Origin of the sequence: Streptomyces sparsogenes subsp. cuspidosporus, from assembly GCF_039532705.1 — a bacterium.
GTDB classification, from domain to species: domain Bacteria; phylum Actinomycetota; class Actinomycetes; order Streptomycetales; family Streptomycetaceae; genus Streptomyces; species Streptomyces sparsogenes.
Genome location: NZ_BAAASD010000001.1, coordinates 188,953 through 202,869, shown reverse-complemented (window position 1 = coordinate 202,869; position 13,917 = coordinate 188,953). Strand labels below are relative to the sequence as shown.

At 76.7% G+C, this 13,917-nt stretch carries 2 protein-coding genes (1 of these 2 only partly in view); both read right to left on the bottom strand.

Translation table 11 applies throughout. The annotated features are described in order from the left end of the window. Positions 1-46 precede the first annotated feature (46 nt). A complete protein-coding gene (locus tag ABFY07_RS00720) occupies positions 47-3,562 on the bottom strand; it encodes an amino acid adenylation domain-containing protein (RefSeq protein WP_346172510.1) in 3,516 nt (1,171 codons plus the stop codon). Next, positions 3,559-13,917, bottom strand: partial view of an SDR family NAD(P)-dependent oxidoreductase gene (locus tag ABFY07_RS00715; RefSeq protein WP_346172509.1) — the 3' portion only. Its footprint extends 4,680 nt past the window's final position; 10,359 of the gene's 15,039 nt are visible here — the last part of the coding sequence; the start codon falls outside the window, past its right edge; it ends in the stop codon at positions 3,559-3,561. Before ABFY07_RS00715 ends, ABFY07_RS00720 begins: the two co-directional genes overlap by 4 nt.

Genomic DNA, 13,917 nt, shown 5'->3' with positions numbered 1-13,917 from the left:
GAACCCCCTGTTGTGTGAGATCGGTTTCCGGTGGGCGGGAGGTGGCTCATGCCCGCCTCCGCCGCCGGCCGCGACGCTGTGCCAGCGCCGTGTCGTCCCGGCCGCGACGCCCGGCCGATGGCGCGGGCCGGTCGTCGCCGGACAGGTGGGCCGCCATGGCCCGTACGGTGGGGTGGGCGAACATGTCCAGGCGGCCGACCGGCCGGCCCAGACGCTCGCGGAGCACCGCCACCACGGAGGTGAGCCGCAGCGAATCGCCGCCCAGGTCGAAGAAGTTGTCCTCGGCGCCCACCCGCTCCAGGCCCAGCGCCTCGCACCAGACCTCGGCGACGCGGCGCTCCAGATCGCCGCGGACCGCCGCCGCGGCACCCGCCACCGGCGCCGTGCCGGGCCTGGGCAGCGCCGCGCGGTCGATCTTGCCGTTCGCCGTGAGCGGGAGCCTCCGCACCACCACGACGGCCGCCGGGACCATGTAGGCCGGCAGGGTGTCGCGCAACGCGGCGCGCAGGGCGGCGGGGCCGGGCAGTTCGGCCGAGCCGGTCACATAGGCCACCAGCCGGCGCTCGCCGGGCCGGTCCTCGCGCACCAGCGCGACCGCCGCCGTCACACCGGGGGCCCGCCGGAGCGCGGACTCCACCTCGCCCAGTTCGATCCGGTAGCCGTTCAGCTTGATCTGGCCGTCGATCCGCTCCAGGTACTCCAGCCTGCCGTCCGGCAGGTGGCGCACCAGGTCCCCGGTGCGGTAGGCACGGCCGGGTCCCGGGGCGGCGGGTACGAACCGCTCCGCGGTCATCTCCGGCCGGCCCAGGTAGCCGTCGGCGACGCCGTCGCCGGACAGGTACAGCTCGCCCGGGACGCCGGGCGGCACCGGGACCCCGCGCTCGTCCAGGACGTCGCAGCGGGTGTTGCCGATGGGCCGCCCGATGGTGACCGGCTCGCCGGGCCGCACCCGGTCGGTGGTGGACCAGATGGTGGTCTCGGTGGGGCCGTACATGTTGTGCAGCTCGCCGACCCGGCCGGCCAGTTGGTCGGCCAGCTCCTGGGGCAGGGGCTCGCCGCCGCACAGCGCCCGCAGCCCGGGGTCGCCGGCCCAGCCGGCGGTGATGAGCATCTGCCAGGTGGTGGGCGTGGCCTGGAGCACGGTGGGCGCGGCTCGCTCGATCCGCTCGCGCAGCGCGAAGCCGTCGGCGGACACCTCCGCGGGGAGGACCTCGACGGTGCCGCCCCGCACCAGCGGCAGGTAGAGCTCCAGGCCGGCGATGTCGAAGCACACGGTGGTGAGCGCGAGCAGCGAGTCACCGGACCCGAAGCCGGGCCGCCGGGCCATCGTCCACAGGAAGTTGACCAGCGCCCGGTGCGGCACCTGGACGCCCTTGGGCCGGCCGGTGGAGCCGGAGGTGTAGATGACGTACGCCGGGGCGTCGGGCGCCGAGCGGTCCACCGGCGCGGTCGGCGCCCCCTCCTCCGGTGCGGCCACGGTCACCGGGACCGGGGTGACGGGGAAGCCGGCCAGGCCCTCGCGCAGGGTGTCGTCGGTCAGCACCAGTCGGGCTCCGGAGTCGGCCAGCATGTGGCCGATCCGCGCGGGCGGGTAGATGGGGTCGATCGGGACGTAGGCCGCGCCGGTCTTGAGCACCGCGAGCAGGCCGGCGACCAGTTCGGGGGAACGGTCCAGGTAGACGCCGACCAGCGAGCCGGGGCCCGCGCCCAGCTCGATGAGGTGCCGGGCGAGCCGGTCGGCGGCCTGGTCCAGCTCGGCGTAGCCGAGTTCCCGGCCCTCGAACCGGACGGCGGGCTCGGCCGGCGCGGCGCACGCGAGGTCGGAGATCAGCCGGGTCACGGTCCGCTCCCGGGGGTACTCCTCGGCGGTGTCGTTCCACCGGCCCCGGATGAGCTCCCGTTCGGCGGCCGTGAGCAGGGGAAGCTCGCCCAGCGGCCGGTCGGGCTCGGCCGTGGCGGCGTCGAGGAGCAGCGCGAGGCGCCGGGCGAGCCACCGGCCCCCATCGGCGGTCAGGCCGGCGCCGTGGTCGAAGGTGACGGTGCCCAGGGAGTCGATCCGGATGGTGAGCGCCCGTTCTCCCGCGCCGGCGCCGGTGTCCGCGGTGGTGTCGGCTCTGGTGTCGGCGCCGGGCGGCACGACGGCGATCGGCAGCGGCTGCCGGGCGGCGCCGGGCAGGTCCGGGTGGCGCAGCAGGACGTCGCGGCGGTACGGCGAGCGGGCCCGGACCGCGGCGACCTCGGCGCCGACCTCCCCGGCGAGCCGCCCGAGCGTCCGCTCCAGCAGATCGCGCGGGGCCCGCAACGGCACCTCGTCCGCCAGCAGCCCACCGGTCGGCCCACCGGTCACGGCGGACGGGGCGGGGGTCACGGGCAGGGCGACATCGCGCTCCCCGCCGCGGGCCAGGCGGGCCAGCAGGGCCAGCACCGCGGCCAGCGCCACCGTCTCCGCCGGCGCCCCGCCGCCCGCGGCGCGCAGGGCCTCGGGCAGCGGTACGGGACCGGCGTCCGGAACGGGCCCCAGCTCGCCGAACCTCGGCGGAAGGACGGGCTCCAGGGTGCGGAGGGCGCGTAACCAGCGCCGTTCCTGCCGGTGTGCCGCGCGGGCGGCCGCCGCCAGTTCGGCCACCTCCGCTTCGGAGGGCTCCGGGAAGCGGCCGTGGTGGTCCCGGGCGAGGGCGTCCGCCACCTCGGTGAGGTCGAGGGGCTCGCCGGTCAGGTCGGCCAGGTCGGTGAGCCGGACGTCCCGGTCGGCGGTGGCCACGGTGATCGCGTCCGGGCCCGAGTCGAGCACCGTGCCCGGCTCCCGGGTCGACAGCCGGTCGGTGATCTCGACACCCCGGACGGCCGCCGGCCCGCCCGGGAGGGGCAGCAGGGCGGTGCCGAAGGCGTTGCGGCGGCGCCCGAACGCGGTGGCCCGCACCAGCGCGTCCAGCTCGGTGGCGGGGCGCCGCCAGTCCACCAGGCCCGCGCGCGGGGGGCCGTCGAACGCGCCGTGGTAGGTGCGCTGTGCGAGGTCCTGGGGCGTCCGGGTGGCCGTGCCCGCCGCCAGTTCGTCGACGAGTTCGGCGAAGGACTCGATGCCCGCGTCGAAGCACGCGAGGTCGAGGTCGCGTACCGTCGCCGCCGGGTCGACCGGCACCTCGCGCTGCTTGAGCAGGTCGCCGCTGTCGGCCTCGCCGGTCATCACGTGCCAGGTGACGCCGTGCCGCTTCGCGCCTTCGAGGATGGCCCAGCTGGTGGCGAACAGGCCGGCGTGCCGGGGCAGCGGCCCGTCGTGGAAGTTGACCGGCAGCCTGGCGGGCAGGGCCAGCACCTCCTCCGGGAGCATCCGGAGGTTGGCGATGCTGAAGAGGTAGTCGAAGCGCAGGGGTGCCAGGCGCTCGGCGAGGTCCGGCCCGAACGGCACGGCCGGCAGCCCTTCGGCCTCGGCCCAGGCGAGCAGCTCCGCCGACGGGGACACCACGGCGGCGACCGTGTGCTTCCGCTCCCGCAGCAGCCTGGTGCACTCGACGAGCAGCGCCTCCTCCCCCACCACGACGCAGCTGAACGGCTCGGCGGTCATCGTCTTCCTCCCTCGGACTCCCGGTAGCCGGGGAGCAGTTGGCCCAGCAGCTTTGCGACGTCCTCGTCGGACAGGCCCGCCACCAGGCTGTCCACGCCGTCGGCGGGGGCGGGTCCGGCCTTCGGCTCCGGTTCCGGGGCACGCTCCGGTTCCGGAGCCCGCTCCGGTTGCCGGCTCGGCTCCGGTCGCCGGGGTTCCGGTCGCCGGGCGGGTTCCGTTTCCCGGGCCGGGGGCGCGGCCGGTGACGTGCGGGAGCGGAAGTACTCGGCGAGCCGCCGGATGGTGATCCGCTCGAACAGCAGGGTCGTCGGCAGCGGTCCGTACACCGCCTCCAGGCCCCGGGTCAGCTCCAGCACCACCAGGGAGTCCACGCCGTAGTTCTCGAAGGTGAGATCGGGGTCCAGCCGCTCCGGGGACATCTCCAGCACCCGGGCGAAGACCGCCGTCACCCGCTCCAGCGGGTCGTCCGGCCCGGCCGTGGCGGGCGCCGTGGCCGGGACGGCGGCCGGCGCGGCGGGCTCCGTGGCCGGAGCCGGGGCCGCCACGGGGGCCGGGGACGGGGGCGAGGTCGCCCCGGCGGCGGCCGGCACCACACCGTCACCGACCGCACCGTCACCGACCGCGCCATCGTTGGCCACGTCATCGTTGGCCACACCGTCGTTGGCCACGCCGTCGTTGATCACACCGTCGCTGACCGCGGCGATCACGCTCTGGAAGGCCGGTCCCGCCGCGGTCGTCGGCGATCCGACGCTGATGTCCGTGAAGCCGCAGGCCGCCAGCGCGTCCCGCCACTGCCGTTCGGTGGCCAGCGGTGAGCCGGGCATCCGCTGCTCCGGGTCGGTGAACCGCCACCAGCCGGCCGTCAGGCCGAAGATGAGAGCGAGCTGGTGCAGGGGGCGGGTGCCCTCGGTGAGCAGCAGCACCCCGCCCCGGCGCAGCAGCCGCTTGGCGTGCGTCAGGGTGTCCTCCAGGCGCCGTGTGGCGTGGAAGACATTGGTGCCGAACACCACGTCGTGAGCGCCCGCCGGCATGCCCTGGCCGGCCGGGTCGGCCTCGATGTCCAGGACCTCGAAGCGCGCGAAGGGGTGGTCCGGGCAGCCGAACCGGGCCCGCCCCTTGCGGACGAACGCCGGGGAGACGTCGGTGAAGACGTACTCGACCGACGCGCCGTGGGGGGCCAGCGCGGCGAGCACCGCCGCGCTGGTGCCACCGGTCCCGGCGCCCACCTCGAGCACCCGCACCCGGGCGCCGGGGGCGGCGGCGAGCCGGGCCCGCACCTGGTCGGCTACGAGCCGGGCGACCTCGGCGTTGCACCGGTCGGTGACCGGGTCGCCGCGGTACACGGCGGCCACTCGCTCGGACGAGCCGTGCGGGAAGAGCACGTCCATGGCGTCGCGCCGCCCGGTGAGCACGTCGGGCAGCGCGGGCAGGCAGTCCCGCAGCAGCGAGACCACGGGCTCGACCCCCGGGTGGCGGGCGATCAGCTCGTCGGCGGCGCGGGCGGCGTCGGCCCAGGACTCGACCGGGCGGCCGGCGGTCTCCAGCCGTTCGCCCGTCCTGCTCAGACAGCCGGCGTCGGCCAGCATGCCGAGGTGTGTCGAGAAGAGCGCGGCGTGCTCGGGTACGACCGCGAGCCGGGCCGCCAACTCCGCCGCGTCCGAGGGCCGCCGCGCCGACTCGAACAGGCCGGTCGGGCGCAGCGCCGCCGCCAGCAGGCGGGGGGACAGCCGCTCCGCCTCGGCCACTGCGGCCTGATGCGCCATCAGGTCGCGATCGGCCGACTCGGCCGGGTCGCGACCGCCGGACTCGGCCGGCTCGGCGAATGCGACGCGGGGCGGCGCGGCCGGGGCGGGGCCGGGCAGCACGGTGAGCGCCCGGCCGGGCGTCACGCCCAGGTTCTCCAGGATGCGCGGGTCGGCGTCGAGGGCGAGCAACTGGGGCAGGCCGGCGCCGAGCACCTGCTCGACCACGGCCATGCCCTCCCACGCCGTCAGCGGTCTGATGCCCGCCGCCCGGACGCGGCGCAGCACCCGCTCCCTGTCCTCGTCGCCGCCGGCGTGCCAGTAGCCGAGGTTGAGCACCCGCACGGGGAAGGGCAGGGTGCGCGCGGCGTGCAGGGCGTAGGCGTCCGCGCAGGCGCAGCCCGCCGCGTACCCCGCCTGGCCGTGGTTGCCCTCGAAGGCGACGCCGGAGGAGTACAGCAGCGCGAAGTCCAGCGGCTCGTCGCGGACCGCGCGCAGCAGGCCCCAGGTGGTGTGGGTCTTGACGTCGAGCGCCGCCCGGAGCTGTGCCTCGGGCAGTTCCCGTACCTCCCGGTTGACCAGCACCATCGCGGCGTTGATCACACCGTGCAGGGCGCCGAACTCCTTCTTGGCCAGCCGGACGGCCCCGGCCAGCGCCGCGGGGTCCGTGGCGTCCAGCGCCAGGTAGCGCACCCGGGCGCCGGCCGCCTCCAACTCGGCGACGACCGCGCGGCGCCGCTCGTCCAGCGGCGAGCGTCCGACCACGACCAGCTTCGCTCCATAGGTGCGGGCCAGGTGGCGGCAGGTGTCCCGGCCCACGGCGCCCAGCCCGCCGACGATCAGGTAGACCCCGCCCTCGCGGAACCGCGAGGGCTCCTCCGGCAGCGTCACCCGCTCCAGCGAGCGCACCCGCCGCAGCCCGCCCCGCAGGGACACCGGCGCGGTCCGCGCGGGGAACGGCTCGGCCGCCACCAGCGGCGCCGACGCGGCGGCCTCGGTCCGGCGCACATCGACCACGGCGACCCTCAGCTTCGGGAACTCCTTGCCCACCACCATCGCGAGGCCGCCCAGACCGGCCGCCCAGGGTGCGGCGTCCTCGTCCGGATCGAGCGGGTGCGCGCCCGTGGTGACGACCTTCAGCCGGAGGTCCTGGTCGAGCAGGCCGCGCCGGTCCAGGGCGCGCACCAGGCGGTACAGCGCGACCACGCCGCGGTCCAGCGCCGCTCGCAGGTCCGCCGGGTCGGCGGGTTCCGGCTCCGGCGCGGTGCCGAGGAAGTAGACCAGGTCGTATCCGCCGGGCTCGGCCAGCGCCCGGTCGAGGTCGGCGTCGGCCGGCCCGCCCGGGCCGATGGGCAGGCGCCGCACCTGGGCGTGCGCGTGCTGCCGGGCGATGGCGACGGCCGGTTCGGCGTCCAGCTCTTCGCCGACCAGCAGCACCCGTTGGGCGGGCGGCGCGGTGTCCTCGGCGGGGCGTTGCGTCCAGGCCGGCCGGTAGCCCACCACGGCGGCCGGCCTGGCCTCGCGGTAGAGCAGGCCGGTGAACCGCACCCGGACGGCGCCCGACTCGTCGAGGACCGAGACGTCCCAGCGGTCGGTCCCGGTCTCGGTGACATGGGACCACCCGGTGGCCGGCACCGGGCCGAAGACATCGACACGGTCGGCGGCGAAGGGCAGCATCGGCCGGGCGCCCTCCCCCCTGCGGCGGGCCAGCAGGGCGGCCACGGTGTGCAGGGCGGCGTCCAGTACGCCGGGGTGCAGGCGGTGTGCCGCGTCCTCGGGGGCGGTGCCGATCCGGCCGAGCACCTCGTGCGGGCCCGTCCACACCTGGTCCACCCGGCGGTAGAACGGCCCGTAGGGCAGGCCCTGTCCTTCGAGCAGCCGGTAGAAGGCGTCCCGTCCGGGCCCGCTCTCCAGGCGGGACCGCAGCGCCTCGACGTCGAGCGCGGGCGGGGCCGGCGGCGCCTGGGCCAGGCGGCCGTGGGAGCGTACGGTGCCGTCGGCGCCCAGCACCTCGTAGCGCTCCTGATCGCCCGCGCCCGCCGCCTCGAAGCGGACCCGCGCGTGCGTCCGGGCTCCGTCGACGGCCAGCGGCGCGATCCAGCGGACCTCGGTGAAGGCCCCCGTGGTGAGTCCGCCCCGGGCCTCGGCGACCAGGTCGAGATGGCCGACGCCCGGCAGCAGGGGGCGCCCCCGCACCACGTGGTCGCGCAGCACGGGTTCGTCGGCCGCGAGCGTACGCCGCCAGTCCGCGCGCGGCGCGGCCGGGGCGGGGGACGGCTCGGACGGCTCCGGCGCGCCGGTGATGTCGAGCCAGTGGCGCGCCCGCTCGAACGGGTAGGCCGGCAGCGGCACCCGTCGCCGGGCGCCCGGCCGCAGCCGGTGCAGCAGCTCCCAGTCGAGGGTGATGCCCGACGCCCACAGCCGCGCCAGCAGATCGTCGTCGCCGGCCATGATCTGGGCCGTCAGGAAGTCCTGTCCCGCGGTCCTCTCGGTGAACAGGCCGGCGAGCGGCGGGTGCTGTCCCACCGTGCCCCGGTGCAGCCACTGCCCGCCCTCGCCGCGCCCGGCGGCGGCGAGCCGGTCGGCCGCCTCGGCGAGGTCGCGGGCGACGAAGGCCAGCCGCTCCGCCATCGGCTCACGGCCCACCCGCAGGGTGTGGGCGACGTCGGCGAGCCGAAGGGGCTCGGGCCCGGTCGGCTCGCTCAGCGCGCGGCCCAACTGTGCCGCGTACTCCCGCAGCCGCTCCTCGTCCCGGGCGGAGAGCACGATCAGTTCGGGCCCCTCGGGCCCGGCCGCCGCGGACTCAGCCGGTAGGTACTCCTCGAGGATGACGTGCGCGTTGGTGCCGCCGGCGCCGAAGGAGCTGACGGCGGCGCGGCGCGGCAGCGGACGGCCGTCGGCGTCCAGTCGGCGCGGCCAGGGGGCGGTCTCCCGCTGGACGGTGAACGGCGAGTTCTCGAAGTCGATGACGGGGTTGAGTTCCTCGGCGTGCAGGGTGGGCAGCAGCGTGCCGTGGCGCAGCTGGAGGACGGCCTTGGTGAGCCCGGCGATTCCGGCGGCGCCCTCCAGGTGGCCGATGGCGGACTTCACCGAGCCGAGCGCGCAGAACCCGGTGTCGGAGGTGTGCGCGGCGAACGCCTGGGCCAGCCCGGTGTGTTCGATCGGGTCGCCCAGGGCGGTGCCGGTGCCATGGGCCTCGACGCAGCCGATGGTGCGGGCGTCGATGCCCGCGGCGGCCAGCGCCTGTTCCACCAGCGCCTGTTGCGCGTGGGGGTTGGGGACGGTGTAGCCGCTGTTGCGGCCGCCGTGGTTGACGGCGCTGGCCCGGATCACGGCGTGGACGGTGTCGCCGTCCCGGACGGCCTCCGACAGCCGCTTGAGCACCACCGCGCCCACGCCCTCGCCGGGCACGTACCCGGTGCCGCCCGCGCCGAAGGCCCGGCAGCGGCCGTCGGTGGAGAGCATGTTCCTGCGGCTGAGGTGGACGTACTTGTCCGGGTGTACGGCGACGTTGACGCCACCGGCGATGGCGTACGAGCACTCGCCGCGGCGGATGGACTCACAGGCCTGGTGCACCGCGACGAGGGACGCGGAGCAGGCGGTGTCGATCACCACGCTCGGCCCCCGGAAGTCGCCGAAGTACGAGACCTGGTTGGCGATCGAGGCGCGGTTGGCGAGCACCACCTGGTGGTTGCCGCGCGCGGACTCGGTGGCCGCGAGGATCGCGTAGTCGTCCCACATGACGCCGACGAACACGCCGACGTCATGCCCCTGCCCGCCGAACCTCGGCGCGGGGATGCGCGACGGGGGGTAGCCCGCGTTCTCCAGCGCCGACCAGGCCGTCTCCAGGAACAGCCGCTCCTGCGGGTCCATCGTGCGGGCCTGCTTGGGCGAGATCTGGAAGAACAGCGAGTCGAAGGAATCGACATCGGACAGGAAACCGCCCCAGCGGCCATAGCTGCGGCCCGGCGCGTCCGGATCCGGGTCGAACAGGGCCTCCGCGTCCCAGCGGTCCGCCGGGACCTCCGTCACACAGTCGCGGCCCTCGGCGAGGTTGCGCCAGAACTCCTCCAGGGTGTCCGCCTGGGGGTAACGGCCGCTGACGCCGATGATCGCGATCGGCTCGTCCTCGTGCGCCTCACGGCGGGCGGTCCCGGCCCCGGCGGACGGCGCGGTCCCCGCGATGTGGCCGCCCGGCGCCGGGCGGGTCGGCGCGGCCTCAACCGGACCGGTGGGTGCGGCCTGAACCGGACCGGCCGGCGCGGCCGGTTCGGGGAGCGTCCGGGCGACCGCGTCCTGGTGCTCCGTCAGAAGGTGGTCGGCCAGCTCGTCCACCGTGCGGTACTCGAAGAAGACCGTGCCCCGTAACCCGGGGAAGTCCTTTCCGAGCACCGCGTTGGACTCCATGACCAGCACCGAGTCCAGCCCGTAGTCGTCCAGCGGGACCCTGCTGTCGAGCCGATCCGGGTCCAGTTTCAGCACCCCGGCCAGCACCCCGCGCAGGTGCTCCACCAGCCGGGCGCGCCGGCCGTCCGCGGCCGGCGACGGGGCGGGCCGGGTCGGCGTGCCCGGCCGCGGGGCGGGCTCCGCCAGGGCGGCGTCGATCGCGGTGGGGTCGCCCCAAGCGGGCACCAGCCAGGGGGCCGTGGTGGCGAGCGCGCGCTCGAAGGCGTCAAGGCCCTGCTCGGCGCTGAGCGCCCGCATGCCGGTGCGCCGGGTGTACGCGGCCAGTTCGTCCTCGCGCACCAGCGCGTCGACGCCGCCCACCGACCACAGGGGCCAGGCCAGGGACAGGCTGCGGCCGTGGCGGTCCCCGCGCCGCGTCCAGGAGTCGCGGAGCGAGGTGAACAGGTCGGCGAAGCGGTTGGCCGTGGCGTAGGCGGCCGCGCCGAAGTCGCCGATCAGCGAGGACACCGAGGAGAACACCACGAACAGGTCGAGCGCGTCGTCGCGGGTCAGCCGGTCCAGGTGGACCAGGCCGCGGGTCTTGGCCGCCAGGACCCGGGCGAATCGCTCCCGGTCCCCGTCGGTGGCGCGACCGTCGTCGGCGACACCGGCCAGGTGGAACACGCCGTGCGGCGCGCCGAAGCGCTCCCGGACGGCCGCCAGGGCCGAGCCGAGTTCATCGGCCCGCGCCACGTCGGCGCGCAGCGCCAGCACCTCCGCGCCGTGCTCCGTCAGGCTCCGCAGCGCTCCGGGGTCCGGCGCGGAGCGGCCGATGAGCACCAGGCGCGCCCGGTGGGCCCGGGCCAGGTGCTCGGCCAGGACCCGGCCGATGGCCCCGCCGCCGCCGGTGATCACATAGACGCCCCGCTCGCGCAGCGGCGGTCCGGCCGGGTCCGGGCCGGGGTCGGTGACCGGGCGCAGGGCGCGCACCTGGCGGTCCCCGGTCGCCGTCCGGCGCACGTCGAGGCCGCCCGCGCGCCCTGCGGCGCGCAGTTCCGCGGCCAGCGCGGAGGCGAGGCCGGCCACGGGCGCGTCGGCGGGCATCCCGAGGGTGAGCAGCTCCAGACGGGGCGCCACCGGGGTCGTGGACCGGGCGAAGCCGACCGCCGCGGCGTTTTCCGGCCGGTCCTGGCCTCCGTCCTGAGGATGGACCAGCGCGCACCGGACCCGGCCGGGCAGCGCGCCGGAGGCGACGGCCCGCACCAGCTCCAGCAGCGCGAAGCAGGTGCGTTCCAGGGCGTCCGTGCCCGGCCCGGCGTCCTCGCTCCGGGGGTCGAACGCGGACGGCGCGGCGAACCCCGGGGCGTAGGCCAGGTCGAGACCGGCGGGGTCGGCCAGGTCGGCGAGCCGGTCCGCGAGGCCGTCGGGGTCGTCCGGGAGGGAGACCACCCGGCCCCAGGTCCCCGTCCGGGCCAGCTCCCGCTCCAGGCCGGGTAAGCCGCCGAGCAGGGCGAGCGTGGGGGCGGCAGTGCCGGGCCCGGGGTCGGTGGCGGCGCGCCAGTACGGCTCGTGGAAGCGTGCCCGGTCGGTCCCGGGCACGGGGCGGGCCGGCTGCCCGGCGCTTCCGCCCGGCGGCCGGCCGGCGAAGTTCCGCAGGCTCGCCAGGGCCCGGCCCCGCTCGTCCAGGACGGTGAGGTCGAAGCGGCGGACGCCGCCCGCCTCCCCCACCAGCCGGGCGTGCGCGTAGCAGACGGCGGGCAGCGGGGCGAACGTCTCCAGCTCGTCGAGGCTGAACGGCACCGCCAGCTCCCCCGGCTGGGGAGCGGTGGTGCGGCCGGCCCAGTGGCAGGCCCGCAGGGCGCCGTCGAGCAGCGCCGGGGGCAGGGCCGACTCCGAAGCCGCGGCGGCCCGCTCCCCGCTCAGGCGCAGCAGCGCCTCCTCGGGGCCGCTCCGGATCTCCTCGATGACCTGGAACGACGGTCCGTAGGCGAAGCCCGCGGCGCGGTAGTCGGCGTAGGCGGCGGCCCGGTCGCGCAGCAGCGGCAGCCGGGCGCGCAGGGCGTCGAGGTCCACGGCGGCGGGTGCCGTGCCGGGCGCGGGGACCGCGTTGCCCCGGGCGTGGACGACCCGGTCGTCCCCGTCCTCGCTGTAGACCTCGAAGGCCAGCCCGGCGCCTTCCGGCCGGAAGGACACGTACAGCGCCGTTCCCCCGTCGGCCGGTTCGATCGGCCGCCCCCACACGACGTCGCGCAGCGCGTGCCGGACGCCCGGCTCGGCCAGCCCGGCGGCGGCGCCGACGAACGCCAGCGTCGCGGCGCCGGGCAGGATCGCGCGCTCCTCGATGACGTGGTCGCGCAGCAGCGGGTCGCCGGCCCGCAGCGTCTTGCGGAACCGCGGCTCCGCCACGGTGGACTCGTTGGCGTCCACCAGGGGGTGGAGCGGCGCGGCCCCGGGCGCCTGGCCCACCGCGTCCGGGTCCAGCGGGATCCAGTGGCGCTCCGGGGCGAACGGGTAGCGGGGGGCGCGTACCCGCCGGGGGGCCGTGCCCGGCCGGGAGGCGTGCCAGGCGGCCCAGTCCACGGGGTCCCCGGCCAGCCAGGTCCGGGCCCGCTCGCCGAGCGCCCCGCCGCCGTCGATGCCGGGCCGCGGGCCGCCCCCGGCGAAGCGGCGCAGCGCGTCGGCGATCTCGGCGCCGTCGGCGGCCAGCACCGCGAGCCGGGCGTCCAGGGCCTCGCGGCCCACCTGGGTGGTGTAGCAGAGGTCGGCCAGCGGGACCCGCTCGGCCGCCAGGAAGCGGGCGGCCCGGTCCGCGTAGTCGCGCAGCCGCTCCTCGTCGCGCGCGGACAGCAGGAACAGCACCGGCTCGGCGGCGGTCTGCCGCGCCGCCGGCAGGTCGGCCGACGGGTCGGGGCGCGGGGACTCCTCCAGCACCAGGTGGGCGTTGGCGCCGCCGGCGCCGAAGGAGCTGAGACCGGCGCGGCGCGGCTCGTCGCCGCCGGGCCAGGGGGCAGTTTCGCGCTGCACCCGGAACGGCGAGCGGGCGAAGTCGATGTTGGGGTTGGGTTCGGCGGAGTGCAGCGAGGGCACCAGGGTGCGGTGGGTGAACTGGAGCAGCGCCTTGGTCAGCCCGGCCATGCCGGCGGCGGACTCCAGGTGTCCCACGTTGCTCTTGACCGAGCCGATCGGCCAGCGGCCGGGCGCGGCGGAGGCCGAACGGTAGGCGGTGGTCAGGCCGGTCAGCTCGATCGGGTCGCCCAGGGCGGTGCCGGTGCCGTGCGCCTCCACGTAGCCGATCTGCTCGGGGACCACCTCGGCCCGCTCCATGGCGGCGCCGATCACCCGGGCCTGCGCGTGCGGGCTGGGCACGGTGTAGCCGTTGGTCCGGGCGCCGTGGTTGACGGCGCTGCCGAGGATGAGCCCGTGGATCCGGTCCCCGTCCGCGAGGGCCTGCCGGTAGGGCTTGAGCAGGACGGCGCCGACTCCCTCGCCGGGCACATAGCCGTCGCCGCCCGCGCCGAACGAGCGGCAGCGGCCGTCGGAGGACAGGTAGCGGCCCTGGCTGAGGAAGGCGTACTTGTACGGGTGGATCGAGACGTTGACCCCGCCGGCGATCGCCAGTTCGCTCTCGCCGCTGCGCAGGCTCTCGCACGCCAGGTGGATCGCGGTGAGCGAGGAGGAGCACATGGTGTCGAGCGCCAGGCTCGGGCCGGCCAGGTCGAACTGGTGGCTGACCCGGTTGGCGATGCTCGCGAAGGACGAGCCGGTGAGCGGCCGCCCGCCGCGCAGCGCGTCCAGGGCGCCCTGGAACTGGTACTCGCCGTACATCACGCCGACGTACACGCCGACCGGGCGACCGGCCAGGTCGGCGCGCCGGTAGCCGGCGTCCTCCAGCACATGCCAGGCGTTCTGCAGGAACAGCCGCTCCTGGGGGTCCATCAGCTCGGCCTGACGCGGGGAGATACCGAAGAACAGCGGGTCGAAGCGGTCCACGTCGCTCAGGAACCCGCCCCACCGGGTGTGGGCGAGACCGGGCGCCGCCGGATCCGGGTCGTACCACCGGTCGCGGTCCCACCGGTCCGCGGGGATCTCGGTGACGCAGTCGCGGCCTTCCAGCAGGTTGGTCCAGAACTCGTCCACGTCGTCCGCCATCGGGTAGCGGCCCGCGAGGCCGATGACCGCGATCCGGTGGTCGTCGTCCCCGGGCGCGGGCCGGGCGGCGCGGGGCGC

Bases quoted from the DNA above. Each gene is read 5' to 3' on its own strand.
- ABFY07_RS00720 (WP_346172510.1), bottom strand. From the start codon at position 3,562: ATGACCGCCGAGCCGTTCAGCTGCGTCGTGGTGGGGGAGGAGGCGCTG.